The organism is Rhodococcus sp. no. 34 (assembly GCF_054589475.1).
Genome location: NZ_BAAILK010000023.1, coordinates 128,139 through 154,662 on the forward strand (window position 1 = coordinate 128,139; position 26,524 = coordinate 154,662).

The following is a 26,524-nucleotide window of genomic DNA, read 5'->3' on the forward strand; positions in this document are numbered from 1 at the left end:
AGGACGACTGCCCGATCAGGGAAATCCACTAGGTCTGTTGCTGAAGAGTTTCGGGCGCGTGGGGGTGCGCCCTCGTCCTTGCGTCGCGTGACGTGATTTCGGATGAGATGTGGGCGGCCGTTGTTCCGAGGGTGTGAAGGCCACGTGCCGTCCGCCAGTAGACCGGCGCACCATCGTCGAGGCGATGGCGTGGACAGGCCGGCAAACCCTAGGCCGGTTCAGCGCCCGACAAGTCCTCGACCGCATACGGAGTCGTTCCTTCGAACAGAACACCGATCCCGAAAGGATCGGCCATCTCGAGCTTTGACTCAGCGAACCGCAGCAGCCAGGTTCCGTCAGCCCAGATCACCGCCTCAGGTTCGCCGAACAGTGACTCCGTGGCGTCCAACTCCACGAGTTCGGAGTGGCGGAGGCCGAACTGTGGCCCACGCAGCTGTTGACGCAGGTAATCGGCGGCGACTTCGGCAAACTCACCGAACCGGGCCATCACGGTCGCAGCGAGCTCACACACCGCAGACTCCGGCACGGTGGCCGGCTCGATAACCAGACTCACCGGCCTGGAGTCACCGACCCCCTGGACATCGATGATCGATGTCCAGCACGCCAACGAATCGTCCGAGTCGACACGCGAAAACACTGCTGAGCCGACCACAACACTCTCAGGTAAGTCATCCACGACCCCTAGTCAAACACGGCTCTCCGCAGGATCCCAGGCACTCTTCAGCGACATGATCCAGTCGCGATCAGTGGCCGATGCCGACCTTCGCGTGAACCTTTTTCATCCACACAGGAGCCCACCAGTTCGCTTCGCCCATCAACTTCACGAGCGAGGGCACGAGCAACATGCGGATGATGGTCGCGTCGACGATCAGCGCGACGATCATGCCGACGCCCAGGAACTTCATCACTGACAGCCCTGACATTGCGAAGGCCCCCGTCACCACTATCAGGAGTAAGGCGGCAGCCGTCACGATGCGGCCGGTGCGCTCGGTTCCGAACTTGACCGCTTCCTCTGTCGTCGCTCCCGCGTTCTTGGCCTCGACCATCCGTGACATCAGGAAAACCTCGTAGTCCGTGGACAATCCGAACACCACCGCCAGGATGAGCACGACGAACGTCGCCTCCAGCGGAGTTTGACTGACCCCGAGGAGTTCGACGCCGTGTCCGTCCTGGAAGACGAAGGTGAGGACACCGAAGGTGGTCGCGAGGCTCAGGGCTGCCATCAGCACCGCCTTGATCGGCAGCACCACCGAACCGAACGCGAGGAACAACAGGATCAGGGTGGATCCGACCATGATGAGGATCATCACCGGTAGCCAGTGCAGGACGGCGTTGTTGCCGTCGTCGACCATGGCTTGACCGCCGCCGACAAGCAGCACCGTTCCGTCGGGAGCGGAGATCGCACGCAGATCTGTCACTGCGGCGCTCTGTGATTGGGGTGTAGAGCCCTCGCTGTAGAGAGCCTGAACCGCGACGAGTTGATTGGTGCTCGCGACGACGGTCGCCTGACCGATGCCCTCGACTTGACCGGCGGACTCGGCGATCGCTGCACCTTCGGCCGGGGTGAGAGTGTTCCCGTCCTCGGCCTGAAGGATCATCGTTGCGCCATTTCCGGTTTGCGGGAAGTCGTTGACCAACGTGTCCATCGCGACGCGAGCGGGGTCGTTGTCCGGTAGTGCGGTGTACGAGAGCTCTCCCAGCCGGGCGCCGAGCAGCGGCGAGGCCATCACGAGCAGCACAGCCACGATTGTCACCGAGACTGCGACCGGACGCTTCATCACCCACGTGACGACGCGGCCCCAGAACTTGCGCGAGCGTTCCTCGCCGCGTTGCGCCGCATCCTTGCGCCACGTCAGGGCGTTGATGCGATGCCCCAGAATGGCAAGCAGCGCAGGCACAGCGGTCAGCGACAGGACGGCCGCGCTCAATACTGCGGCGATCGCGCCGAAGCCCAGAGACCGGATGACGGCCTGGGGGAATACGAGCATGCCGCTGAACGCACAGATCAGCAGTAGACCCGAGAACATGACGGTGCGACCCGCCGTCAGAACTGTCCGCTGAGCAGCCGCTCCCGGGTCCGAGCCCGAATTCAGTTCTTCACGGAACCGACCGACCACGAACAGTCCGTAGTCGATGGCCAGTCCCAACCCGAGAAGAGAAGCGACGTTGATCGAGAACGAGGACACATCGGTGATCAGCGTGAGGATTCGCAGAACGGCCAAAGCGCTCAGGACACTGAGTACACCCACGAACACGGGCACGGCAGCAGCGACGATGCCGCCGAAGATGAAGACCAACAGCACCAGAGTGATCGGAATGGCGATGGCTTCGGCGACCACCAGGTCCTTCTCGAGCTTGGTGTTGAATGCGACGCCGACGACGGTGTTACCCGCGAATTGTGCCTCGGCACCTTCGACTTCGAGCTTCGGCAAGAGATCGGCGAAAGTGGCCGGCGTGATGCCCGAGTCCGGTGCCAACGTGATCGCGACGGCCGCCATGGATCCGTCGTTCGAGAGCAGGCTGGCCTTCGCTGCGGCGTCTGTTCCCCAATACGATTTCACCGAAGCGGTCGGCACTTCGGTTTTGAACTGGTCGACGGCGGCTGTCACTGCCGGCCCGATGTCGTCCAGAGTCTTGCCGTCCGTGGGCGAGTAGATCGCGATGATGTCCGGGGTCTGCGGTCCGAGATTGTCTTCGATGATGTCGGCGACCTTCGCGGAGTCGCTGCCCGGATCGATGAAGCCGCCCTGGCTGAGCTTGCCGAACACTCCGAGTCCCCACACCCCGCTGATGAGAACTATCAGAACCGCGAGGCTCAGTACCCACCATTTCCGGGCGACGACGGTTTGGGCCCAGCGTGTCATGTATCAACTCCGGTGTGTGGGGGCGTCTGGCCAGATCGACTGTAGTGGGCGTTTGGTCTTGAATCGGAAACGTCATGCATACTGCTCGAAGCACTTGCAAGCCACGCGTGTGGGGGAAGCCGGTCCGAATCCGGCGCTGACCCGCAACGGTAGGTCGATTCTCGGTAGTCACCGAGTGTCGGCAAGCCCGATTACCCGCCGCGCGGTGTGCGACATCCATTCGTCGTGGTCTACGAAAAGGAAGTCCAGCAGGAGCTCTGGCCGAGGATCAGCGTGCGGGCGGAGTTGTCTGTCGGATTCTCATTCGTGGCTCAGAGCCCTTACGAGGTCCCCGTGTCACTTCAGTTCTCCCCGTCCCGCGCCGCCGCTGTTCTCATCGCGGTCGCCTTGGTTTCGGCAGGTTGTTCCAAAGGTCAGGAATCAGAGTCGGCGTCTGCTGCGGAATCCTTCGCACAGCCGGTGTCCGTGACCAACTGCGATCGCGAGATGACCTTCGATTCGCCGCCGCAGCGCATCGTGTCTTTGAACGGACACGTCACCGAAGCCCTCATCGAGATCGGCGCGGGTGATCGGATTGTCGGGCGGGCGTACAGCGACAACCCGCCAACTGCCGAGACCGCCGATGTATTCAACAAGATTCCCAGCCTTTCCGATACGTTCCCCAGCATGGAGCAGGTTCTCGACGTCGATCCGGACTTCGTGGTCGGAGGAATGACCAGTGCCTTCAACGAGAAGCAAGGCCGTTCCCGAGACGCTTTCGGCGAGCGCGGAATCAACACCTTCCTCTTCTCGGAATACTGTGGCACCGGTTTCCCCGACATCGGATTGCTCGAGAACGACTACACGCAACTCGGTCGAGTCCTGGGCGTCGAAGATTCCGCCCGCGAGGTCGCAGAGGAGATCAGCGATGGTCTCGATTCCGTCCGCGCTTCGGTCGGAGACGCGGCGCCGGTACCGACCTTCTTCTACGACAGCGGTGACCAGGTTCCGACGACCATCGGCGGAGTCGGCGTCGGTCAATTGGTCGCGGAATACTCCGGCGTCTCGAACATCTTCGCCGAAGGGACAAAGCCCTACATCGACGCATCGTGGGAAGCTGTTGCCGAGCGTGCACCCCAGGCGATCGTGGTCATCGACTACGGCGACAAGACCGCCGAGCAGAAGATCGACTTCCTCCGTGCCCAGCCGTTGATGGCGACCACCCCTGCTGTGCAGCAGAACCGGTTCGTCGTGGTTCCTCTCGCTGACCTGTTCGAGAGTTCACGGTTGGTGCGTTCGGCACAGACCATCGCAACAGCCTTCCATCCAGGCGCTGACGCGGCGAAGTGACCCGCACGCGTTACGGGTACGGCGCCCTGCTTGTCGGCTTGGCGGTCGCCTTGGCGATCGTCCTGGGGTTGGCCGTCTCCTTGGGATCGGTTCGCATTCCCGTCGGTGACGTCTGGGCGATAGTCGGAGCCCGTTTGGCGCCAGGGACTTTCGAGACGTGGTGGACCGCGGCGCGGGAGTCGATCGTGATCGACTCCCGCCTGCCACGTGCACTCACTGCCGCGGTGGTGGGTGCTTCGTTGGCGATGTCGGGCGCTGTTGCTCAGGCTGTCACCCGTAATCCGCTTGCCGATCCGTATCTCCTCGGAGTCTCGTCGGGCGCGGGATTCATGGTGGTGCTCGTGTCGGTGCTGGGTTTCGGCGCCGGCCTCCTCGGGGTTTTCACGATTCCGGTCGCAGCATTCGCCGGGGCGATGATCCCGTTGTTTCTCGCACTGCTGATCGGCGGCCGGTATCCGCAGCCGACCGCGATCATTTTGGTGGGTGTCGCGCTCGCCCAGATATTCTCGGCCCTCATCACCTTTTGCATCCTGGTATTGGCCGATGATCGGCACGTGACGTCGGTGATGCACTGGATTGCCGGCGGATTCGGTGATGCACGATGGTCGACGCTGATCTTCCCGACGATCACACTGGCCGTCGTCGGCACAGCCCTTCTGTTCAGTTCGCGATGGATGGACGTTTTGCAGACCGGTGACGACGGGGCCGCTGCACTCGGTATGAACGTCCGACGGTTCCGTGTCTTGTCCTTGCTCGCGGTCTCCGTACTGGCGGGCGCAGCAGTCAGCGTTGCCGGTGGAATCGGTTTCATCGGTCTGCTGATCCCGCATCTGGCCGGCTTCATCGTCGGCACCAGAGCAATTCGACTGCTCCCTGCTGCAGCCCTGCTGGGCGCCGTCGCGATGGTTGCCGCGGATACCGCTGCGCGCTCGGTGGCACAATCCACTGAAGTTCCGGTCGGAGTGATCACGGCCCTCGTGGGTGCACCGATCTTCGTCTGGATGCTCTACCGGCAGTATCGGAGGCTCGAACAGTGACACAGGCCAGAACAGTGACACAGGCCAGAACAGTGACACAGGCCAGAACAGTGACACAGACCAGAACAGTGACACTCCCGAAAGACTCCGAAACTGCGCCCCTGCTCGAACTCGTCGAGACCCGGGCGCGGCTCGGAAATCGCGAAGTGTTGCGCGGCATCACTTTCGCAGTCAAGTCCGGTGAAATATTGGGCTTGGTCGGGCCGAACGGCAGTGGCAAGACGACGGCGCTGCGCTGCTGCTACAACGCTTTGACGCCGACAGGTGGCGCAGTTCTGATCGATCAGGTCGACTCGACGACGCTCTCGCGTAAGGACATCGCCCGAAGTGTCTCGGCGAGTGTTCAAGAACCCACTGTCTCGGCAGGACTTTCGGTTCGTGAATCGATCGCGCTCGGACGAACTCCGCACCGCAGCTGGTTGGACCGAAGCACGGAGCGCGATACCACCATCGTGGACCGGTGCATCGAGCAGGTCGGTTTGGTCGAGCTTGCCGGACGAGACGTATCGACCCTGTCGGGTGGTGAGCGGCAACGTGTCTCGATAGCTCGCGCATTGGCTCAGGAGCCCAAGGTTCTGTTGTTGGACGAGCCGACCAATCATCTCGATCTTCGTCACCAGTTGATCGTGATGGAACTGCTTACCGAACTTGCGTCGGCGGGGCTCGCAGTTGTGGTCACGATGCACGATCTACGGTTGGCAGTCGAGTACTGCGACAACCTTGCCGTGCTCACCGAAGGTGAACTCCGCGCGTGTGGGTCTACGGTCGAGGTGTTGGACGAGCCGTTGTTGGCCGAGGTTTTCGGCATCAGGGCGCGAGTCGAACGCGGAGTACGTCCGCGGATGGAGATATTGGGGCTGGCATGACGGAATCGGTGGCCGGGATCTACGCCCGTATGGCAGTAGCTGTGCCGTTCTTCGACAACCTGAGCGCGTATCCGGATACGGTGCCCGCGGTGTTGATGACCGACCCCCAGTGGTTGGCAGCACGTGTCGCCGATACGGCAGAGCGATGGGGGAGTGCGGACAGTCGAGTGAACGGCACGTTGTGGTGGTACTCGGCCAGCTCGACGCTGACCGGCATTCCGATCGGAACCGGGATGGTCACCGGGTTCGCGGCCGATCCGTCGTTGGACGGTGGGCGGATCTTCTTGCGTGACAACGGCTATCTGGGCGGTTTTGCTGCCGGATCGGTCATTCCGATCTCGCGGAGTGTGGCGGAGTTGGGCCACGCGATGTTCCGCTCGCTCAATCCCGTGATCGAGGTACTCGCCGAGGTGTCCAGCGTTCGGCAGCAGGCGCTGTGGGCGATCACGACGGACTCCATCGCCAATCGCAGCCTCGATGCCGCCGGTAATGCGCGGGAGCGCGGAAGTGCATTTGCGGCCGGTCTGATCGAAGTTCTCCGCGGTGAGAACCCGGGCATTCCGGTCCCGCGTTTCGTGGACGTGGATCGCAGAGAATCTGCTGTGCGCGTAGGTAATCCATTGACGCCGGTGGCATTCGGGCGACGCAGATTCACGCAGCGGGCGTCGTGCTGCCTGATCTACGAGGTACCCGGTGAAGGCAAATGCACCAGTTGCCCGAAGCGCGCACCCGAAGATCGGGTGCGCGCCTTGGCCGCTCTGGTGTGACTGTGGGTGGGCGGATTCAGGTGTTATCGGATCAGTGAGCTGCGACCTTGGAACGGTCGAGTCCCAGCGCGTCGGTCATCGTGAAGAACAGGTCGGTCTGGTCCGTGAGACCGCTGACGTTGGCCGCATGCGGGCCGAAAGCTGCTACGCGCAACTGAGTTCCGGTGTGTCCTTCGGACTCGACGGCCGGATCCTCGGACGTTCCGTAGCTGATCGTCATCTCCGAGCCGTCCTTGGTGGTCAGCTTGCGGGTCAGTCCGGGGTAGACGATTTCCTGGGCGCGCTCGACCGGGATGTTCTGGTCCTTGGCGATGGTGGCGATGTCGTCGGCGCTGACATTGGTGACGATCTGGCTGGTGTGAGCGTGGTCGGCTGTGACGATGACCAGGGTTTCTCCGTCGGTCTTCGCGAATTCGAGTGCCTTCTGCACAGCTTCGTCGAGGTCGACGGTTTCACCGATCTGACCGCACGCGTTGGCTGCGTGATCCTGCTTGTCGATCGAGGCACCTTCGACCTGGAGGAAGAATCCGTTGTCGTTGACCTTCAGTAGGTCGATGGCCTTCTGAGTCATGTCCGCGAGCTTGGGTACGTCGGAGGTTCGCTTGGGGTTGTCGACGCAGGTTTCGGCGGGCTGCAGGTAACCGTCGCGGGTGGCGACGGATCCTTCCCAGCGGACGGGCATGTTGCCGTCGGCGAACAAGCCGAGCACGGGTGCATCCTGATCGGCCTTGCCGACCTCGTTCATCTCGGCGGCGTTCTTCACCAGCTGGTAGCCCCGAGCTGCGGCCTGCTCGTTGAGTGTCTTGCCCTGCCAGTCACCGGCTTTCGCAGTCTCGGCGAAGGACTTGGCGCCGCCGGCAAAGGTGACGTCGGCGCGGGTGTCGAGGAGTTGTTCGCTGATCGATCCCTTGCCGCCGTTCTCGAGGGCGTTCTCCGGGCAGGACTTGGACGTCGCCTCCGGTCCGTAGCACTTGCGGCCACTGACGTGCGCGACCTGCACTGCGGGGGTGGCGTCCTGCACCTCGGCGGTGGAGACGTTGCCGGTGGCCTTGCCGTTCGCCTTGGCGATCTCGAGGACGGTCGACTGGGCCTGACCCTTGATGTCGACCGAAATCGCGCCGTTGTAGGTCTTGGTGCCGGTGGACCATGCAGATCCGCTGGCTGCGGAGTCGGTGACGTAGTCGGGCTTGCCGTCCTTGGTCAGTGCGTAGTGCGTGTACTGGCCGGTGATCGGCAGGGCGTCGAGACCGGGGAAGCTGCCGGCAGCGCCCTCGGCGTAGTTGCGCGCGGCGGTGATCTCCGAGTCGCCCATGCCGTCCCCGATCAGGAGGATGACGTTCTTCGCGCCGGAGGCATTGACGGCGTCGCGCACTGCGGCCGACTGATCACCGTCGATGCGACGAGCGCCACCGTTCGAGGACAGTTCGCCGGTCGCGGCGCGATCGACGGTCGCGCCGTTCGAGCCGGTGGCCTCGTCGGCGCTGCTGCTGCAGCCGGCAGCGGCCAGAACGGCGACGGCGCCGGCGACGGCCGTCAACCTACGTGTGTTGCGCGAGAACGACATACGAGTAGTACTCCTGGAAACAGTGTGGATGGAGATGATGAACGCCGCTAATGATCTGGGGCGAAAGTGAACGGAGTGCAGACATGCGTACATCTGAATGTGACGAGACGGTGAGGGTTGAGATTCGCTCTGTTGACTGTGGGTGAGTGACCTGTCAGACTGAATCAGCATCGAACATCAGTTCGATGCATGTGGTGCGTCTTCCCTTTCGGCATCCTCGAGCAGTCGGTCGTCCCTGACGGCCGACTCGATCAGGTGCGAGGTCAGTGTGGGTTGGGGAAATGGGCCGCCGACGTGGTCCGAGATGGAACGGGTGCTTTCCGGACGACCCGGCCGTGTGGAACATGAGGATTTGTTTCCGGGCGATGGAAGTGACAGCCCTGCCTGGTCACGAAAGCGCGGCGAGTACCACGCGGGCGAGCTCACCCGTGGTGCCGGTGTAGTTCCTTACGCAGAACTGCACGCTCACTCGGCCTTCAGTTTCCTCGACGGTGCATCACCGCCGGAAGAGCTGGTCGAGGAAGCAGTGCGTCTCGGGCTCGAAGCTATCGCCGTCACCGATCACGACGGCTTCTACGGTGTGGTGAGGTTTGCGGAAGCCGCACGTGAATGGGGAATGCGCACAGTCTTCGGAGCTGAGCTTTCTCTGGACTCGGTACCCAGAACCGGCACGGCAGATCCCGGTGGAACACACCTCCTGGTGCTTGCCCGTGGGCAGGAAGGGTATCGCCGGCTCTCGCGGGAGATCGCTGCCGCGCATCTGGCGGGCGGCGAGAAGGGCAAACTGCAGTACAACTACGACGTGCTGACCGAAGCGGCCGGTGGCCACTGGCAGATCCTGACCGGGTGCCGGAAAGGTCATGTGCGGCAGGCCTTGACGTCGGGTGGTCGCGACGCGGCGGCAGAGGCCTTGCAGGATCTGGTCGAGCGTTTCGGGGCGGAGCGAGTGTCGGTGGAACTCACTCATCATGGGTTGGCGGAGGACGACGAGCGCAATGCGGTTCTGGCCGAACTGGCGAGAGAGCGTGGATTGCGTACGGTGGCGACCACCGCCGCGCACTTCGCCGCTCCTCCGCGTCGACGCCTCGCCATGGCTATGGCAGCCGTGCGATCGCGTCAAAGTTTGGACGAGGCGGCCGGGTGGTTGGCCCCTACCGGCGGAGCGCACCTGCGGTCCGGCGCGGAGATGGCGGCACTGTTCTCGCTCTATCCCGAGGCTGTCAGTGGTGCCGCCGATCTTGGTCGTGAGTGCGCTTTCGATCTCAAGCTCATCGCGCCCAAATTGCCACCGTTCGACGTGCCAGCCGGGCATACCGAGGCGTCGTGGTTGCGTGAGCTCACCATGGTGGGGGCGCTGGAACGCTACGGACCGCCGGAAGGTGCACCGAAGGCATACAAACAGCTCGAACATGAACTTGCCATCATCGAGGGATTGAACTTTCCCGGATATTTCCTGGTGGTGCATGACATCGTGTCGTTCTGCAAGAACAACGACATCCTCTGTCAGGGAAGAGGTTCCGCTGCGAACTCGGCGGTGTGTTACGCGATCGGCATCACCAATGTCGATCCGGTTCGCAACAAACTGCTGTTCGAGAGGTTTCTTGCGCCTGAACGTGACGGCCCGCCGGACATCGACGTGGACATCGAGTCCGACCGCCGGGAAGAGGCGATCCAGCACGTGTACGCGAAGTACGGGCGTACGTATGCCGCGCAGGTAGCCAATGTCATCACCTATCGAGGAAAGTCGTCGGTGCGGGACATGGCTCGGGCGCTGGGCTTTTCGCAGGGCCAGCAAGATGCGTGGAGTAAGCAGGTCGGCCGGTGGGGCGGTATCGACAAGAATGCGGATACCGATATTCCGCGTCCGGTACTCGAACTGGCGGCGCAGATCGAAGGCTATCCGCGGCACCTCGGTATCCACTCGGGCGGCATGGTCATCTGCGATCGTCCCATCGCCGACGTCTGTCCGGTGGAGTGGGCGCGAATGGCCAATCGTAGTGTCCTGCAGTGGGACAAGGACGACTGTGCTGCCGCTGGGCTGGTCAAATTCGACCTGCTCGGCCTCGGCATGCTTTCTGCTTTGCACTACATGATGGATCTGGTGGCCGAACACAAAGGCATCACAGTCGATCTGGCGCAACTCGATCTGTCGGAAACGGCGGTGTACGAGATGCTGCAGCGGGCAGATTCGGTGGGGGTGTTCCAAGTGGAATCACGTGCGCAGATGGCGACACTGCCGCGTCTGAAGCCTCGAAACTTCTACGACCTGGTAGTCGAGGTCGCGCTCATCCGTCCGGGGCCGATTCAAGGCGGATCAGTGCATCCGTACATTCGTCGGCGCAACAAACTCGAACCTGTGTCCTACGACCATCCGTCGCTCGAGAAGGCACTCGAACGCACGTTGGGGGTTCCGCTGTTCCAGGAACAGTTGATGCAGATGGCCGTCGACGTTGCGGGCTTCACGCCGTCCGAGGCCGATCAATTGCGTCGGGCAATGGGATCGAAACGCTCCACCGAGAAGATGGAACAACTGCGCGCGAGGTTCTATCAGGGCATGCGAGACCTACACGGCATCGGTGACGAGGTTGCCGACCGGATCTACGAAAAGCTGTATGCATTCGCTAATTTCGGTTTCCCGGAAAGCCATTCACAGAGTTTTGCCGCGCTGGTCTTCTACTCCTCGTGGTTCAAACTTCATCATCCCGCTGCGTTCTGCGCCGGACTTCTGCGCGCGCAGCCCATGGGTTTCTACTCGCCGCAGTCCTTGGTTGCCGATGCGCGCCGGCACGGAGTGCAGGTACACGGTGCAGACATCAATGTCAGCCTCGCGCATGCCACCGTCGAGGCAGGTGGATTCGAGGTTCGGCTGGGGCTGGGGGAAGTGCGCAACATCGGCGATGCACTCGCCGAGAAAATTGTCGAACAGCGCGACCTCGGTGGACCGTTCACGTCGTTTCTCGATCTGACCGGGCGGGTGGAACTGACTACCGCACAAGCTGAATCGCTGGCGACCGCCGGTGCGCTAGCCAGCTTCGGTATCTCGCGTAGAGAAGCGCTGTGGGCAGCGGGCGCTGCGGCGGGGGAGCGCCCCGACCGCTTGCCCGGTATCGGTGCGTCGGTCACAGCTCCCACCCTGCCCGGCATGAGCGACGTCGAATTAGCGGCGGCGGATGTCTGGGCGACAGGAGTATCTCCCGACACGTACCCGACACAATTCCTCCGCCCACAGCTCGACGCGCTCGGCGTGGTGCCGGCGTCGAGACTTCTCGACATCCCGGACGGTGACCGTGTGCTGGTGGGGGGAGCAGTCACACACCGGCAGCGTCCGGCCACAGCTGCGGGCGTCACGTTCATCAACCTCGAGGACGAAACCGGCATGGTCAACGTCGTGTGTTCGGTGGGGTTGTGGGCAAAGTACCGAAAATTGGCAAATACGGCGCCGGCGTTGCTTATTCGAGGGAAGGTGCAGAATGCAGAAGGCGCTGTCACCGTCGTGGCAGACCGGATGCAGCTGATGGATCTGCGAGTAACGGCCAAATCGCGAGACTTCCGTTAACGCCTGATTCTGGCCACCGTGTTAGTGCCGAGAGACAGTTTTGTGCCGAGAGGACAAATGTGGAGCTCAACTCTGACCTCCGAGCATATGGTGCGGGTCACATTTGCTCCCTAGGGTTGTCGCTTGAGCGCGATCGATTCACCACACGCAGCCGCGGTCAGTTGCCTTGCGCGTGAATATCGTCGCCTTCCAAACGCGCTGAACCAAAAGCACTTCGAGTCGAAGAGGAACTTCATGAGCACAGCGATTCTCGTCGCACACGTACACCCCGCCGATCCGTCTTCGGAGGATGCGTTCAACCGCTGGTACGACGACGTGCATATTCCGCAGGTCGTCGAACGAGTGCCCGGAGTTGTCTCCGCCTCCAGATTCTTCCTGGCGGATGTGCAGTTGCTGCCCGAGGATGCATTGCCCGCGCGCCGCTACCTGAGCATCTATCAACTCGACACGGAAGATCTCGCGGGCACCGCGCAGGCGTTGGGAAGTGCTTTGGGCGACGGAACTCTCGACATGTCCGAGGCCATCGCGACCACCGGCGACACCGGACCCGAATTGCTTTTCTACGTCCCGACCGAGAACTGAAGGGGAACGCTGACATGTCCGATCTTCTCGCGAACAAAGTTGCAATTGTCACCGGCGCAGGTGCCGGAATCGGCGCCGCCATTGCCCGGGCATTCGGGGCGGAGGGCGCGAGGGTCGTGGTCTCCGACATCAACGGTGGCGCAGCACAGGCAGTGGCGGACTCGATCGACGGAGCTATCGCTGTCACCACTGATGTCACCGACGAACAGCAGGTCAAGGATCTCGTCGCCAGAGCGGTCGAAGAGTTCGGCGGACTGAACGTCGTAGTACCCAACGCCGGTATCGCCACCACGACCCCGCTGATCGAGACCTCGTTCGAGGACTGGCGGAAAGTCATGTCGGTCAACCTCGATGGAGTGTTCTTGACAGTGCGTCATTCGCTGCCCGCTCTCGTCGCATCCGGTGGCGGTTCGATCGTGAACATCTCGTCGATCTCGTCGACCACCGGCTCGCCTTTGATCGGCAGCTATGCCGCAGCCAAAGCAGCAGTTCGCAATCTCACCGAAACCCTGTCAGCCGAACTTCGCTTCCACGGAATCCGCGCGAATGCATTGCTGCCCGGATTCATCGATACCGACCTGGTCAAGAGTCACCAGCAGGATTTCGAGAATGCCCTCGGCCTCGAGTCCGGGGGATTCGACGACTTGATGGTCACGAAGCAGACGCGCTATGGCCGGACCGAGGAAGTTGCCGCCGCCGCAGTGTTCTTTGCGAGCGACCAGTCGTCGTGGTGCAACGGCAGCAGCCTGGTTCTCGACGGAGGGTTCACCGCTTCTCTCCTCTGAGCAGCAGAACCCTTTCCGAACGTCACCCGATCACCATTCGTGCGAGGATCCACACCATGACCAACCGCGCCGTGTACGTACTCCCGCCTGGAGGATTGAACAACCTCGAATCGAGGACGATCGAGACCCCGGGCCCGGGTGCGGGTGAGGTGACGATCGCGATCCACGCGAATTCGCTCAACCACCATGACTACCTCGTGGCGACCGGAGAGATAGCAACCGACGGTCCGCGGATCCTGTTGTCCGATGCTGCCGGGGAGGTCGTTGCGGTCGGAGACGGCGTAACGCAGTTCAGCGTCGGAGATCGCGTGATGAGCACCTATTTGCCGCATTGGCGGAGCGGCACACCGGATTTCGACGGATTCGGAAATTCGCCGGGTGACGGTGTCGACGGGTTCGCCCGCGACACCGTCACCGTGCCGGTATCTGCTGTGACAGTGATGCCGCGAAACTACACCTACGAGGAAGCCGCTACCTTGCCCACCGCAGGTTTGTCAGCGTGGCGCGCACTATTTGCCGGAGTCCCGATCATCCCAGGGTCGTCGGTGTTGATCCCTGGGACCAGCACGGTAGCGTTGTTTGCCGTCCAGCTGGCCAAAGCTGTTGGAGCCCAGGTGATCGCAACCTCGTCGGCCCCCGACAAGATGGCTCGATTGACCGAACTCGGTGCCGATCACGTGGTCAACTACCGCGAGCGCCCGGACTGGGGATCGGAGGCGATGCGGCTCAGCGGCGGAATCGATCTCGTCCTCGACGTCGGCGGGCCTTCCACGCTCGGTCAATCTCTCGCGGCAGTCCGACCCGGCGGGCGGATCTGTGCGCTGGGAATCATGAACGGCCCGTCGTCGTCGATCGACCTGACTTCGCTACTGACCAAACAGGTCACCATCGAAGGTGTTCTGGTGGGCAGTCGTGCACATCAGGAGGAGATGGTCGCCGGGCTGGAGAGCCTGGCGCTTCGTCCCGTCATAGATTCTTCCTACAGCCTCGACCACCTCGCTGACGCTTTCGAGCAGCAGAAATCCGGGCAGGCCTACGGCAAGATCGTCATCACAAACCCTTGATCGCTTGCCGGTCCCAACGGGGATCGGTGAGGATTTCCGCCGAGTCGCCGACAAATGCACGTGCGGCAGTCTGGTCGCCGCTGAGGGTGAATCTCAGCCATGCGGTGAGGTAGCCCCGGAATCCTTCGCCATCTGCGGCCCAATTGTGGCCGACGCCAAGCAGTCTGCCGCGGACCGCCGGTCCGGCGGTTTTGTCGAAGTACTCAGCTTGCGGATCGGCGGTGGAGACCGGGTCGTCGGCGCCGGTCATGAAGAACGTCGGTCCGGTCAACTGGGCCACGTCGATCACGTCGACAGGTCGCGAGGCCCACCACGGGTCCGGCAAATCGAGCACCGCTGTGGCGGTGATCAGATTCGCCGACTGAGTTGCAGCGTTGATCGCGCCGCCTGCCCCCTGGGAGTGGCCGACCGAGGCAATGTTTTCGGTGTCGATCCTCTGGTGAAAAATGCTGTCAGCGTTGGTGTTCTGATCGACGATGTAATGGGCGGCACCCAGAATCTCGGTACCGTCGCCGGTCACGCTGCTGTCGGCCACCACCACGACAAAACCCCAAGAAGCGAGATGTTGCAGGAGCGCTTCGTACTCCTCGTAAGTCGCGTAGCTGCCGTTGCCGAAGGTGATGACGGGATGCCGATTGCCATCAGACGACAAGTCGGCTGGGTAGAACAGTTGGTACCCGGGAACTGAATCGGCAGCCACTTCGTGCGCGCCCTGGGCTGCATAAAGATCGCTGATCGATTCCGACGCGATGGATTCGGTGGTCGCGACTTCGGGAGTTGTCGGAACCCCCGCGGTGGCATGGGTGACGGCACCGGAGAGTGCCAGCACACACGATGCAGTCACGACGGCGAACGAGTACTTGGTTCGAGAAGGCATGGGCACAAGTATGTCTTGTACGGTCGCGGTCGGTCAGGCCGAGACGGGTGTGTGCCGTTCTTCGCCGATTCGATCTCGGATGAGGAAGACGGCGATCACCCCGAAGACGACCAAGAGGACCGTCAGTAGAGAGGTGATGGCGGCGGCGCCGCTCACTTCCGTGGTCACCGAAGTGTCCAGCCCGCCGGTCGAGAGAATTGTGGTGGGGTCGGTGAGGCCGTGTAACACGATTGCGGCCCAGATCGTGCCCGTCACACGCATTGTCAGGTACATGCACATACCGAAACCGAAGGTGTAGACCACGGTGACAAGGACGGTCGACGGCTTCATCCCGGCGATCAGGTTGACCGTGTGCATGAGTGCAAACACCAGTGAAGACACGACGGCGACAAAGCGCTCGCGGTGGCCGGCGTCGCGCAGCATCTTCACTGCCAGGCCACGGGTGGCCAATTCCTCGGTCAGGCCGACGCACGCACCGAGCACCAGCAGGGCGATTACCTCGCCGGTGGTCCAGGCGCTCCAATCGGTTCCCGCCAGATGCGCAACAATGGCGGCGACCACGATGATCGGACCGATCCACATCCAACCGCGCCCACGAATGGGTTGTGGGCCGAAGACGCCGCGCAGCCAGCCGACCTTTGTCGTGAAAACCAGCAGGGCGATCCCGCCGATCGCGATGGGCAATGCGACGCCGAGGAGGATGCTGGAGGCGCTTGCCACGACATTGTCCGTGTCGATCTGGTCTGCGCAAACCCGGGAGGTAACCTGCCCGACAGCAAGATAGAACGCCAGGTAGACGACTATCAGCAGGAGCACTTTCCATACGGTGGGGCGACTCCAAAAACCGGACTTTTCGGGAACCGTATTGGTCATTGTCAGATCGTAAAGGGAGCTGCACGAAAACGCGCGGGTACCGTCTATTCGGACAGCAGCGAACACGAAGGCAGGCGCAGAAGAAATGTTGGAAGTCGATTTGAATGCACTGGACACGGCTTTGGCAGCGGGTGAGCCGTTGATCGACGTCCGTGAGGCCGACGAGTTCGCTCAGGTCCGAGTTCCCGGTGCGACGCTCATTCCGCTCAGTGAATTCGTCTCTCGCGTGGGTGAAATTCCGGACGCGGAAACGGTGTACATCATCTGCGCCGTCGGTGGTCGGAGCTTGCAAGCCGCTGAGTATCTGCAGGCTCGCGGCATCAATGCCGTTTCGGTGGCCGGTGGAACGATGGCGTGGTACCAGTCGGGGCGCCAGGTCGAGACCGGCGAATAGTGCGTAACTGTTGGGGCAGCTCCCGTTTACGGAGCTGCCCCAACACGTCACTTCCGCCAGAACAGGTGGTGCGTCACGCCGCTCGGGCTCGGCACAACGTCGAGGTTGAAGCGGTCGAGTAACTCGTCAGGTGTCTCCCACAGTCGTAGACCGGATCCGAATTCGATCGGGGAGACAGCGATGTGCATCGTGTCGACCAGATCGGCGTCGAGGAATTCACGGATAGTGCTGACTCCGCCGCCGAGTCGAACGTCCTTGCCCTGCGCTGCCTCACGTGCCTGCGCGAGGGCCGTCGCGGGGTCGGCGTCGACGAAGTGGAATGTCGTGTCCGATAGCGTGAACGACGGCCGCACGTGGTGGGTCAAGACAAAAACCGGGGTGTGGAACGGTGGCTCGTCGCCCCACCAGCCCTGCCACTCGAGATTCTCCCAAGGGCCGCGGTACGGTGAGAATTTGTTGCGGCCCATGATTTCGGCGCCGATGTTATTGGAGAAGTCCCGCGTGAAATAGTCGTCGAGGCCTCGGCTGCCGCCGGGATCGGTGCGATTGGGCCAGCTGGCCGTAGCTCCTGCCCACGCAAACATTTCACCGTGGTCCAGGCCGAACGGGCTCTCGAAGCTCTGGTCCGGACCGCAGGCTATTCCGTCACTCGAAACGCCGAAATTCTGCACTCGCAATAACTGACTCACCGTGTACTCCTGCTCTCGACAATGGTCTACGTGAGTACAGACCGTACGGCGAGCCAAAACTCATCGGTGCGAATTCATGCAGCCGCCGGTAGAACTCCACTGCGGATCGACCGGACGGTCCTGACCGCGACGGTTGCCCAGATGGGGATCAGTACGGTCAGCAGGGCAAGTGCGATTCCCAGGATCAGGGTGGAATCGGTGGCGACTCCGAAGGCATTCGCTCCGACGGCACATGCTCCGATGGGGAAGGTGAAGCTCCACCAGCCGAGCGAGAAGTCCAAGCCGCGGCGCAGTGCGTGGATGGTGACGACGGTGACGGTGACAAACGCGATCACGCCGATGATTCCGACGACGGTTCCGTAGGCGATCCCGAATTCGTGCAGGGTGTCGGCATGCTCGGGGCTGAGTGCATGCCGTGAGGCGGCGGCCAACAGGTTGGATGCCGCGATCGACTGTCCGATCACGCCCAACGGAATCCACAGTGAGGGAATGGCATTGAACGGGATCACGTCGACGCCGGCCGAACGGTTGCGTGCGAACTGCCTGGCGACGGCTACCAGAATGCCGATGGCGGCGGTCAGCGCCAGAGCGAACAGGATGTAGCAGAAAACCAGTACCGCGATGCGTGGAGCGCCTTCGGGCATGTGGGTGCTGACCGCTGCGCCGGTGGTGGCCGAGACCATCGGAGGTACGACGGGCATGAGCCAGAACGGCATTGCCGTCGCCATCCCGGCATCTCGAACGAGTCGAATCATCATCACGACGTAGGTGACCAGGCCGAGTGCCGTGCCGAGTGTCCACAGTGTCAGCGACACGGTGATCGCCACGTCGTGGCCGAGGAAGTCCGGGCCGGTGATGCCGGTTGCGGATCCCACGGTCAGCAGTGCCATTGCGACGGCGCCGTAGAAGGGGAACATCGCGGGGCTGTGCAGGTAGGCGAGGGCCTGACATCGATGTTGTGACCAATGGGTGGCAAATGCTCCGATCAAGGCGCACAGTACGAGAACCGCCAGAACCCAGAAGATCTCGGAGACCAGTTTCAAGCCCTCGATCTCCGGTTCGAGCGAAGCGGCGGCCACCGACACGATTCCCGTTCCCATCGCTGCCGCGAACCAGTTCGGAGTGATGTGGGCGAAGGTGGAACTCGTTGTGGTGGTCATGTATTTCACTGTCGTCTCATCCGGTCCGTACCGGTAGACCGGTTGTTCTTGAATGCCCACAAACTCGCCTTGTGGGTCTAATCTTGGGACTATGTCGTTGTCTCCTCGGGTGCCGGAACTCAGTGCCCTCGACGTCCTCCTTTCCGTAGGGCGTCTGGGCAGCATGGGTGCTGCCGGCCGGGAGCACGGACTCAGTCAGCAGGCGGTCAGCGCCCGGGTGCGTTCGGTCGAACGCCAACTCGGAATCAAAGTGTTCGATCGAGCGGCGACCGGTGTTCGTCCCACCGCCGAGGGCGGTCTGATTCTCGAGTGGGCAAGTCACATCCTCGTCAGTGCCGAGGAAATGGCATCGGGAGTTGCCGCACTTCGCGGTGAACGTGATGCTGCCGTCACGGTTGCCGCCAGCATGACCATCGCCGAGTATCTGGTTCCCGGATGGACGGTCGCGATGCGGCACAAGTTCCCCAACGTCGTGGCGTCGGTGAGCTTGCACAATTCCTCGGACGTCTCTGCTCAAGTTCAAGCCGGCCAGGCCGATATCGGATTTGTCGAAGGGCCGGATGTGCCGTCGGCGCTCGCGTCGTGCGAAGTAGCGCGTGATCACCTCGTCGTGGTTGTGCCGCCGGGACACGACTGGGCGAACGGTGTGCCCGTTCCGGTCGAGGAACTCGCGCGCACACCGCTCATTCAGCGAGAATCAGGGTCCGGCACGCGTCTGACACTCGAGAATGCTGTTCCCGATTGTGTGCCGCCGTTGCTCGAGCTCACCTCGTGTACCGCTGTCAAGGCTGCGGTGGTGGCAGGCAACGCCCCGGCTGTTCTGTCGTCGCTGGCAGTTGCCGCCGACCTGACGGACGGCCGACTGGTCGCGGTCAACGTCGACGGCTTGCGGATGCCGCGTCGACTCCAAGCCGTCTGGGATCCCGATCGCGGATTGCGCGGTGCGGCAAGAGATTTCCTCGACATAGCGCTCGGTTCCAACACCGCTGTTCATTCACGCTGACGGCTACGGCCGCTATCGGACGGTGTCGATCCCCGCGAGGATGAGGTTGATGCCTGCCAGAAACTGTTCTCGGTCGTCGTGGTCGCGCAACTGCGCCGTCACCTGATTGAGGAACGGGTACTTAGCGGAATCGAGTTCTTCCCACCGCTGCGCGACGGTGGTGAGGAAGGCGGACCGATCTGTCTCGCGGGGGAGGAGGCGGGCCCCCGCGGCATACTGCCCGGCGAGGCCGAGCACGTAATTCAGGAGTGCGGACGCGCAGTCGAACTGCGCCGGTTGGGGAACGCCGAGTCCTTGGAGTTGCCGTCCCAAGCTTTCGAAGATCTGCATCACCGCTGATTGCCATGGCTCGCGAGAGAGTTGGGTGCCGACCCACGGGTGCGCGTCGATCGCGTCGAACACGCCGAGGGTGATGGTCCGGATCGCCTCCCGTGGGGCTGCGCCTTCGGTTGCACCGGTTGTCACGCGGGCGATGACGTCGTCGGTCGCCGCGGCGAGCAGTTCGCTCTTGTTGGCAACGTGCCAGTAAATCGCCCCGCTACCTGTTGCCAGGCGTGCGGAGAGTGCGCGAAATGTCAGCGCGGCTTCGCCCTCGTCGTCGAGGATCTCGATCGCAGCCTCGACGATTCGCTCCTTCGAGAGCGCATCCGTACGTCGTTCGGTCCGCTGATTCCTGGTCGCCATGCGAACCATCTTGACATATCTGGAACGCCGTTCCAAGATGTCATTGGAACGACGTTCCAATCGAAGCCTGAAAGGAAACAAACATGAGCAACTCGATAACGATCATCGGGGCGGGCCTCGGCGGTCTGACCCTCGCGCGTGTCCTTCACGTTCATGGAATTCGGTCGAAGATCTACGAGGCGGAACTGTCGGCAGAAGCTCGCACGCAGGGCGGTCAACTCGACATCCACGAACACAACGGTCAGGCCGCGCTCGACGCTGCGGGCCTTACCGACGAGTTCCGCGCGATCATCCACGCGGGCGGCGCCGCGTCGCGCGTACTCGATCAACACGCCGCCGTGCTCCTCGACGAACCCGACGACGGCACGGGAACACGTCCCGAGGTGCTGCGCGGCGACCTCCGTCGAATCCTGATTGATTCCCTTCCGGACTACACGATCGAATGGGGACGCAAAGTCGACACTGTGCGCTCGCTCGGAGATGATCGCCACGAGTTGACCTTCGTCGACGGTTCGACAGTGACCACCGACCTTCTCGTGGGTGCAGACGGTGCCTGGTCGAAGATCCGGCCGCTGCTCTCCGATGCGAAGCCGGAATACGTCGGCACCACGTTCGTCGAGACCTACCTCTACGACGTCGACGAGAAGCATTCGGCTGCAGCCGAAGCCGTCGGGGACGGGGCGATGTACGCGCCCGCACCAGGAAAAGCGATCGCCGCGCATCGAGAGGCGGGAGACATCGTGCACACCTACGTTCAGCTGAACCGTCCGGCGGAGTGGTTTGCCGGTATCGATTTCACCGACGCCGCCGCTGCGACAGCGCGGGTCGCGGCCGAGTTCGACTGTTGGGCAACGGAACTCACGGCGCTGATCACCGATGGCGAAACCGCTCCGATTCCGCGCGCGATCCATGCACTTCCCGACGAGCACCGATGGGATCGCGTGCATGGGGTGACGCTCCTCGGTGACGCGGCGCACCTGATGGCCCCGTCCGGTGAGGGTGCGAACTTGGCCATGTTCGACGGCGCCGAACTGGGAAAGGCGATCGCCGCGCACCCCGACGACATCGAAGGGGCACTCGCCGAGTACGAAGAAGCGATGTTCGTGCGCAGCGCATCCGAGGCCGCGGACTCGCACGTGATCCTTGATCTCTGCCTCGGTGAAGGCGCACCGTATTCACTGGTCGATTTCTTCACCGGCGCTGCTTCCATATCCGGATAATGGGCGAATGCCTGTTGATTCCACTCCCTGGTCTGCCGCGATTGCGCACGTGAGCGGTCTCTCGAAGGGCGGCCCGTTGGATCGAAATCACCGGGTGACGTTGCACTTTCATCCGGACCTCCCGTCTGAACGTGGTCTGACACTGGCCTCGATCGCACGTCAAGGCACCTATGTGACCCAGTTCGAGACTCGAACGAGCAACGGCGGACTGACGGCGCATCACGGCGGCGATCGTTGGCGTTGGGAGAGTCGGATATTCGGCGGAGCTTACGACGAGCGAGAGCCCTCGGAACGGCCGAAGTACGGATCGTTGAACTTCTCCGCCGATCCCTACGGGCATCCCCTCGGTTCGGCTCGTCCTACTTCCGGCTTGCCGAGCACACGCTCGACCGCACCACTTTCTGCTTTCCCGACAGCGTCTTCGAGCCTGATCTATTCGGAACGGCCGAAGCGATGAGCTTGGTCGACGCCGCACGGGCTGCCGAGCTCGACGATCCGCTCGACCACTACATCGAGGCGCACGTCCACGGCGCCGTCGACATCGGGACGGACGTCGAGGCGCTCGTTCTGGATCCGAGTTACCGGGGCACACTGATCGAAGAGATCGCCCACTCGCTCATGTGCCCGGTGCTGTGGCACGAGGGATACGCGGTCGATGTCGACGAGATAGCCGAACATCCCGAATACCGGGGTGCGGCCGTGATCGACCTTGCCCGAGAAATTGCGCGCGGCAGGCGGCTGACGCCTGCCGTCCTGGGGCTCGCACGGGGTGCATCCTTCGATCCGCAGGACGTCAAGAAGGTTTGGCACTACATCGCTCGATTCGGCGGCAGGGCGTAGAACTGGGCATTCGCGTACAGCTGCACGTCGACGACCGCTGGTCCCGGGACCGCACATCGGTCCGAAGGTCGCGGTGAGGAAAGAGTGATTGATACGCAACATCGGGCATGAACTCCCGAAACAACTGCATCCGAAGATAGATGTCGACCTTGATCCTCGGTCGAAGGGATGCATGAATCGATGGGCGCTCAACTCACCACCACCAGTGTCGACACACTCTGCGCATACTGCGGCGTGGGCTGTGGTCTTGTCCTCGACATCATCACCGATCCGGAGACGGGGCGTCGGAAGGCTGCGAAGTCTTCCGGTCTGAAGACACATCCCACCAACTTCGGGCGTCTGTGCACCAAAGGCACCACGACCGCAGACATGCTCGCCGGCCCGGGGCGCATGGAATCTGCATATCGCCGTCCGCGCCGAGGCGATGCGATCGAAGCGGCGGACATGGCCGCAGTCATCACTGACACCGCCCAGCGCCTGCGGGCAATAATCGACGAGCACGGTCCCGACGCGTTTGCGTTGTACGTGTCCGGGCAGATGTCACTCGAAGCTCAGTACCTGTCGAACAAACTGGCCAAGGGCTTCATCGGGACCAATCAGATCGAATCGAATTCCCGACTGTGCATGGCAAGTGCCGGCACCGGATACAAGCAATCGCTCGGGGCCGACGGACCGCCCGGTTCCTATCAGGACTTCGAACATGCCGACGTGTTCTTCGTGACCGGCGCGAACATGGCGGACTGCCATCCGATCCTCTTCCTTCGAATGCAGGAGCGGATCAAGGCAGGCGCGAAGTTGATCGTCGTCGATCCTCGACGCACCGCCACCGCCGACAAGGCGAACTTGTTCCTGCAGATCGCTCCCGGCACCGATCTCGCGCTACTCAACGGACTACTCCACCTGCTCGTCGTAAACGGCCACACCGATCCGGACTTCATCGCCGACTTCACCGAAGGCTGGGAGGTGATGCCCAGTTTCCTCGCGGAGTACACCCCGGAGAAGGTCAGTGAGATCACCGGTATCCCCGAGGCCGACATCCGCACTGCAGCGCAGTGGATCGGTGAGGCCGCCAACTGGATGAGCTGTTGGACAATGGGTCTGAACCAGAGCACCCACGGCACGTGGAACACCAACGCCATCTGCAACCTTCACCTTGCGACCGGTGCGATCTGCAAGCCCGGCAGCGGTCCGTTCTCGTTGACCGGTCAGCCGAACGCCATGGGTGGGCGCGAAATGGGCTACATGGGGCCAGGTTTGCCAGGTCAGCGCGCCGTGATGGTCGACGCCGATCGCGACTTCGTCGAGGAGCGATGGGGGATCCCGCAGGGCTCGCTGCGCACCGACATCGGCGGTGGCACCATCGACATGTTCTCCCGAATGGCGGCGGGCGGCATCAAAGCGTGCTGGATCATCTGCACCAATCCCGTTGCAACGGTAGCCAACCGCAAGACCGTCATCGACGGCTTGGAGAAGGCCGACCTCGTCATCACCCAGGATGCTTTCCTGGGCACCGAGACCAACGAATACGCCGATGTTCTGCTGCCTGCTTCGCTGTGGACAGAGTCCGACGGAGTGATGATCAATTCCGAACGCAACCTGACGCTCTTTCAGCAGGCACTGGATCCGGTCGGGCAGGCGCTGCCTGATTGGCAGATCATCGCCCGGATCGCCTGCGAGATGGGGTACGCCGAAGCGTTCACCTACACCTGTGCCGAAGAGGTGTTCGAAGAGATCAAGCAGTTCTGGAATCCGAAGACCGGCTACGACTTACGCGGCGTCACCTACGAGCGCCTCCGCAAGACATCGATCCAGTGGCCATGCCCGCCAGACAGTGATCAGGACCGTCATCCCATCCGATACGTCAATGACGGTGTCAGTCAAAGGCTCCTGATCCGCGAGGACGGCAGCACTCCGAGGCTCGCATTTCCCACCGCCACTGGCCGTGCGATGTTCTTCGCACGGCCGCACATGCTTCCCGCCGAAATGCCCGACGACGACTACCCCTTCCTGCTCAACACCGGTCGTCTCGCGCACCAGTGGCACACCATGACCAAGACCGGCAAGGTGGCCAAGTTGAACAAGCTCAACCCAGGTCCCTTCGTCGAGATCCATCCCGACGACGCCGCCAGGCTCGGCATCGTCGACCAGGATGCGATCGAGGTTGCCTCACGCCGCGGTCGCGCTGTGCTTCCGGCTGTTGTCACCGACCGAGTGCGTCCGGGGAACTGCTTTGCCCCATTTCACTGGAACGACGCCTTCGGTGAATATCTGTCCATCAACGCCGTCACCAACGACGCCATCGACCCTGCCTCGCAGCAACCGGAGTTCAAAGCCTGCGCTGTCACTATGACGAAGGTCGCCGTGAACACACCTGAAACAGTGCTCGCCGAGGCGGCGCTGGTGGCTCCCGCGCCAGCTGATCGGGCGTTGTCGCGAACCGATCTCCTCGCGGGCGTCCTCGGTCAAACAGGAACACCTGCAGTGGTATTCGATCCGCTCCAACAGAGCTACCTGGCCGGCCTTCTCGCCGCGTTGCGTGCGGACGCCGATCGCACTGCCGGGGTACCTACCTTGCCGTCGACGGCACCCTTCGATGCCGAAAAGCGGATGTGGGTCGACGGTGTTCTGGCCGGCCTGTACTCGCGGATCTCACTTCCTGACACCGACGGGCTTGCGTTGTCATCGAGTCCGAGTATTGGATCCGAGCGCGCGCCGATCGTGGTGCTCTGGGCATCGCAGACCGGAAACGCGGAAGAATTCGCTGCTGAGTGCGCCACTCGTCTCGGGGGAATCGGCTTACCCGTGGTGATGCACGCGATGGACGAGTTCCCCGCCGCCGACCTGGCAGCTACCAGAGAGGTCCTGCTGATCACCAGTACCTCCGGTGACGGCGAATCCCCGGACAACGGCAGCGGTTTCTGGGATGCGTTGTCTGCTGACACGGCGCCCCGCATGTCCGAGACACGTTATGCAGTCATCGCTTTCGGCGACTCGAACTATGCCGACTTCTGTGGACACGGACGAAAGCTCGACGCCCGCCTTGCCGAACTGGGAGCCAGTCGTATCGTCGATCGCGCCGACTGCGAGCCCGATTTCGAGGACACCGCTGCTGGATGGCTGGAGGCGGTCACGGCTGAGCTTCGGAGCTCGGTGGCCGGCGAGACGACCGACGTCCTCGTTGCAAAGAAGAATTCTGGGACAACCGTTGCAACCCCGCCGATTTCACCGGCGATGTCGCCGCCGCTGCGATACAACAAGAAGGCGCCACTGACCACAGCCTTGACGCGCAATGTCGTGCTCAACCGTCCGGGTTCTTCCAAAGACGTGCGGCAGTTGGGCTTTCACCTTCCAGGTGACACGGTCAGTTACGAAGCCGGCGACGCTCTCGGAGTCTGGCCCCGAAACAGCTCTCCGTTTGTCGACGAGTGGCTCACCCTTACCGGCCTCGACGGTGACGAGACCGTCGAACTGGGGCAGTACGGGGAAATGACGCTGCGTACCGCGCTCACCGAGCGCTTGGAGATCACTCGAATCTCGACCGACATGATTCGATTCGTGCATCAACGAACCCGCGATTCGGACCTGGCCGAGTTGTTGAAGCCGGAGAATGTCTCCACGTTCAAAGACTGGTCGTGGGGACGACAGTCCGTCGACATTCTCGCGCAGTCGCCCGTTCGTGCCTCGACAGACGAATGGCTCTCGCTGCTCAAACCGATTCAGCCGCGGCTGTATTCGATATCTTCCAGTCCGAAGGAGAACCCACGCGAAGTGCAGTTGACGGTGTCCGCGGTGCGATACAACGTTGCGGGTGTCCCACGGCGTGGAGTGTGCTCGACTTACCTCGCCGACCACGCTCACGATGACGACATCGGTATCTACGTGCAGAAGTCGACCCACTTCCGGCCACCTTCCGATCCCGAGACCCCGATGATCATGGTCGGTCCGGGGACCGGCATTGCACCGTTCCGTGCCTTCCTGCATGAGCGGCGGGCATTGGGGCACACGGGTCCGAACTGGCTGTTCTTCGGAGAACAGCACGCCGCGACCGACTTCTACTACCGCGAAGAAATCGAAGAATTGCGGAAAGACGGATTCCTCACCGAACTCGACCTCGCGTTTTCCCGGGATCAAGCCGACAAGGTCTACGTGCAGGACCGGATGCGTGAGCGGGGTGCACTGCTGTGGGAGTGGTTGCAGAAGGGAGCGCACTTCTACGTCTGCGGCGATGCCAACCGGATGGCCAAGGACGTCGACAGTGCCCTCAACGGGGTGGTCGCTCAGCACGGAAAACTGGCACCTCGCAGTGCCGAGGCGTACGTGAAGGCTCTTTCGGCGGAGAAGCGCTATGTCCGGGACGTCTACTGACGTCG

Annotated in this window: 20 protein-coding genes, 1 pseudogene and 1 riboswitch; of the genes and pseudogenes, 13 read left to right on the forward strand and 8 right to left on the reverse strand. The window is 62.4% G+C overall.

Going from position 1 to position 26,524, the window contains the following annotated elements; translation table 11 throughout:
* Positions 1-208: 208 nt before the first annotated feature.
* Together ACYP01_RS06575 and ACYP01_RS06580 are read right to left on the reverse strand one after the other, a co-directional pair.
* Positions 209-676, reverse strand: a complete 468-nt coding sequence (locus ACYP01_RS06575) for a hypothetical protein (protein ID WP_223304434.1) — start codon at positions 674-676, stop codon at positions 209-211.
* 67 nt (positions 677-743) lie between these two features.
* Entirely contained in the window at positions 744-2,864 is a 2,121-nt protein-coding gene (locus ACYP01_RS06580) for an MMPL family transporter (protein ID WP_125050554.1), read from the reverse strand.
* A 71-nt stretch (positions 2,865-2,935) separates the two neighbouring features.
* Positions 2,936-3,081, forward strand: a riboswitch (cobalamin riboswitch).
* A gap of 116 nt (positions 3,082-3,197) precedes the next feature.
* On the opposite strand from ACYP01_RS06580, the gene ACYP01_RS06585 reads away from it, so the two are divergent.
* From ACYP01_RS06585 to ACYP01_RS06600, 4 genes are all read left to right on the forward strand, one after another.
* On the forward strand, positions 3,198-4,193 hold the full coding sequence (locus ACYP01_RS06585) for an ABC transporter substrate-binding protein (protein ID WP_029254958.1): 996 nt from the start codon (positions 3,198-3,200) through the stop codon (positions 4,191-4,193).
* Positions 4,190-5,230 (forward strand): FecCD family ABC transporter permease, encoded by a 1,041-nt coding sequence (locus ACYP01_RS06590; RefSeq protein ID WP_447001296.1) that lies wholly within the window; start codon positions 4,190-4,192, stop codon positions 5,228-5,230. Before ACYP01_RS06585 ends, ACYP01_RS06590 begins: the two co-directional genes overlap by 4 nt.
* A gap of 68 nt (positions 5,231-5,298) precedes the next feature.
* Positions 5,299-6,096 carry an ABC transporter ATP-binding protein gene (locus tag ACYP01_RS06595; RefSeq protein WP_178377312.1) on the forward strand — a complete coding sequence of 266 codons (798 nt, stop codon included), beginning with the start codon at positions 5,299-5,301 and terminating at the stop codon, positions 6,094-6,096.
* Complete coding sequence (locus tag ACYP01_RS06600; protein WP_459679040.1) at positions 6,093-6,863, forward strand: (2Fe-2S)-binding protein; 771 nt, start codon at positions 6,093-6,095, stop codon at positions 6,861-6,863. Before ACYP01_RS06595 ends, ACYP01_RS06600 begins: the two co-directional genes overlap by 4 nt.
* A gap of 31 nt (positions 6,864-6,894) precedes the next feature.
* On the opposite strand, the gene phoA is transcribed toward ACYP01_RS06600, so the two are convergent.
* Positions 6,895-8,427, reverse strand: coding sequence for an alkaline phosphatase (gene phoA, locus ACYP01_RS06605; protein ID WP_003940796.1), 1,533 nt, complete (start codon positions 8,425-8,427; stop codon positions 6,895-6,897).
* Positions 8,428-8,695: 268 nt separating this feature from the next.
* Here phoA and ACYP01_RS06610 point away from each other — a divergent pair, with 268 nt between their 5' ends.
* The 4 genes from ACYP01_RS06610 to ACYP01_RS06625 all read left to right on the forward strand — a co-directional run bounded on the left by ACYP01_RS06610 (position 8,696) and on the right by ACYP01_RS06625 (position 14,414).
* Positions 8,696-11,983, forward strand: a complete 3,288-nt coding sequence (locus tag ACYP01_RS06610) for an error-prone DNA polymerase (protein ID WP_373938147.1) — start codon at positions 8,696-8,698, stop codon at positions 11,981-11,983.
* 234 nt (positions 11,984-12,217) lie between these two features.
* Positions 12,218-12,565 (forward strand): hypothetical protein, encoded by a 348-nt coding sequence (locus tag ACYP01_RS06615; protein ID WP_007727425.1) that lies wholly within the window; start codon positions 12,218-12,220, stop codon positions 12,563-12,565.
* A gap of 14 nt (positions 12,566-12,579) precedes the next feature.
* Positions 12,580-13,350, forward strand: coding sequence for a glucose 1-dehydrogenase (locus ACYP01_RS06620; protein WP_003940866.1), 771 nt, complete (start codon positions 12,580-12,582; stop codon positions 13,348-13,350).
* A 56-nt stretch (positions 13,351-13,406) separates the two neighbouring features.
* Complete coding sequence (locus ACYP01_RS06625; protein ID WP_003940989.1) at positions 13,407-14,414, forward strand: zinc-dependent alcohol dehydrogenase family protein; 1,008 nt, start codon at positions 13,407-13,409, stop codon at positions 14,412-14,414.
* Here the strand turns inward: ACYP01_RS06625 and ACYP01_RS06630 are convergent.
* Positions 14,401-15,291, reverse strand: a complete 891-nt coding sequence (locus tag ACYP01_RS06630) for a poly(ethylene terephthalate) hydrolase family protein (protein ID WP_037129106.1) — start codon at positions 15,289-15,291, stop codon at positions 14,401-14,403. The genes ACYP01_RS06625 and ACYP01_RS06630 overlap by 14 nt on opposite strands.
* Positions 15,292-15,324: 33 nt before the next feature.
* On the reverse strand, positions 15,325-16,164 hold the full coding sequence (locus tag ACYP01_RS06635) for a CPBP family intramembrane glutamic endopeptidase (RefSeq protein WP_459679043.1): 840 nt from the start codon (positions 16,162-16,164) through the stop codon (positions 15,325-15,327).
* An 85-nt stretch (positions 16,165-16,249) separates the two neighbouring features.
* Here ACYP01_RS06635 and ACYP01_RS06640 point away from each other — a divergent pair, with 85 nt between their 5' ends.
* Complete coding sequence (locus ACYP01_RS06640) at positions 16,250-16,558, forward strand: rhodanese-like domain-containing protein (protein WP_003940684.1); 309 nt, start codon at positions 16,250-16,252, stop codon at positions 16,556-16,558.
* Positions 16,559-16,605: 47 nt separating this feature from the next.
* On the opposite strand, the gene ACYP01_RS06645 is transcribed toward ACYP01_RS06640, so the two are convergent.
* Positions 16,606-17,247 carry a dihydrofolate reductase family protein gene (locus ACYP01_RS06645; protein ID WP_003940771.1) on the reverse strand — a complete coding sequence of 214 codons (642 nt, stop codon included), beginning with the start codon at positions 17,245-17,247 and terminating at the stop codon, positions 16,606-16,608.
* A 74-nt stretch (positions 17,248-17,321) separates the two neighbouring features.
* Positions 17,322-18,407: a TDT family transporter gene (locus tag ACYP01_RS06650; RefSeq protein WP_459679046.1), complete on the reverse strand. Its 1,086-nt coding sequence runs from the start codon at positions 18,405-18,407 to the stop codon at positions 17,322-17,324.
* A gap of 91 nt (positions 18,408-18,498) precedes the next feature.
* On the opposite strand from ACYP01_RS06650, the gene ACYP01_RS06655 reads away from it, so the two are divergent.
* Positions 18,499-19,410, forward strand: coding sequence for a LysR family transcriptional regulator (locus ACYP01_RS06655; protein WP_030535095.1), 912 nt, complete (start codon positions 18,499-18,501; stop codon positions 19,408-19,410).
* Between the two features lie 12 nt (positions 19,411-19,422).
* Here ACYP01_RS06655 and ACYP01_RS06660 read toward each other — a convergent pair whose 3' ends face one another.
* The gene (locus ACYP01_RS06660; RefSeq protein ID WP_459679246.1) at positions 19,423-20,103 is read right to left on the reverse strand and encodes a TetR/AcrR family transcriptional regulator; all 681 of its coding nucleotides are present in this window, start codon (positions 20,101-20,103) and stop codon (positions 19,423-19,425) included.
* Between the two features lie 74 nt (positions 20,104-20,177).
* Between ACYP01_RS06660 and ACYP01_RS06665 the strand changes: the two genes are divergently transcribed.
* The 3 genes and pseudogenes from ACYP01_RS06665 (at position 20,178) to ACYP01_RS06675 (ending at position 26,519) form a co-directional block, all read left to right on the forward strand.
* On the forward strand, positions 20,178-21,314 hold the full coding sequence (locus ACYP01_RS06665; protein ID WP_459679048.1) for an FAD-dependent oxidoreductase: 1,137 nt from the start codon (positions 20,178-20,180) through the stop codon (positions 21,312-21,314).
* A gap of 7 nt (positions 21,315-21,321) precedes the next feature.
* Positions 21,322-22,154: pseudogene (locus tag ACYP01_RS06670) on the forward strand (DUF3626 domain-containing protein).
* Between the two features lie 180 nt (positions 22,155-22,334).
* On the forward strand, positions 22,335-26,519 hold the full coding sequence (locus ACYP01_RS06675; protein WP_459679050.1) for a molybdopterin-dependent oxidoreductase: 4,185 nt from the start codon (positions 22,335-22,337) through the stop codon (positions 26,517-26,519).
* Positions 26,520-26,524 lie beyond the last annotated feature (5 nt).

Excerpts from the sequence above, each read along its gene's own strand:
- ACYP01_RS06650 (WP_459679046.1), bottom strand. The coding sequence starts at position 18,407 with ATGACCACCACAACGAGTTCCACCTTCGCCCACATCACTCCGAACTGG.
- ACYP01_RS06620 (WP_003940866.1), top strand. The coding sequence starts at position 12,580 with ATGTCCGATCTTCTCGCGAACAAAGTTGCAATTGTCACCGGCGCAGGT.
- ACYP01_RS06615 (WP_007727425.1), top strand. The coding sequence starts at position 12,218 with ATGAGCACAGCGATTCTCGTCGCACACGTACACCCCGCCGATCCGTCT.
- ACYP01_RS06630 (WP_037129106.1), bottom strand. The coding sequence starts at position 15,291 with ATGCCTTCTCGAACCAAGTACTCGTTCGCCGTCGTGACTGCATCGTGT.
- ACYP01_RS06625 (WP_003940989.1), top strand. The coding sequence starts at position 13,407 with ATGACCAACCGCGCCGTGTACGTACTCCCGCCTGGAGGATTGAACAAC.
- phoA (WP_003940796.1), bottom strand. The coding sequence starts at position 8,427 with ATGTCGTTCTCGCGCAACACACGTAGGTTGACGGCCGTCGCCGGCGCC.
- ACYP01_RS06635 (WP_459679043.1), bottom strand. The coding sequence starts at position 16,164 with ATGACCAATACGGTTCCCGAAAAGTCCGGTTTTTGGAGTCGCCCCACC.
- ACYP01_RS06675 (WP_459679050.1), top strand. The coding sequence starts at position 22,335 with ATGGGCGCTCAACTCACCACCACCAGTGTCGACACACTCTGCGCATAC.
- ACYP01_RS06600 (WP_459679040.1), top strand. The coding sequence starts at position 6,093 with ATGACGGAATCGGTGGCCGGGATCTACGCCCGTATGGCAGTAGCTGTG.
- ACYP01_RS06660 (WP_459679246.1), bottom strand. The coding sequence starts at position 20,103 with ATGGTTCGCATGGCGACCAGGAATCAGCGGACCGAACGACGTACGGAT.
- ACYP01_RS06580 (WP_125050554.1), bottom strand. The coding sequence starts at position 2,864 with ATGACACGCTGGGCCCAAACCGTCGTCGCCCGGAAATGGTGGGTACTG.
- ACYP01_RS06665 (WP_459679048.1), top strand. The coding sequence starts at position 20,178 with ATGAGCAACTCGATAACGATCATCGGGGCGGGCCTCGGCGGTCTGACC.
- ACYP01_RS06640 (WP_003940684.1), top strand. The coding sequence starts at position 16,250 with ATGTTGGAAGTCGATTTGAATGCACTGGACACGGCTTTGGCAGCGGGT.
- ACYP01_RS06655 (WP_030535095.1), top strand. The coding sequence starts at position 18,499 with ATGTCGTTGTCTCCTCGGGTGCCGGAACTCAGTGCCCTCGACGTCCTC.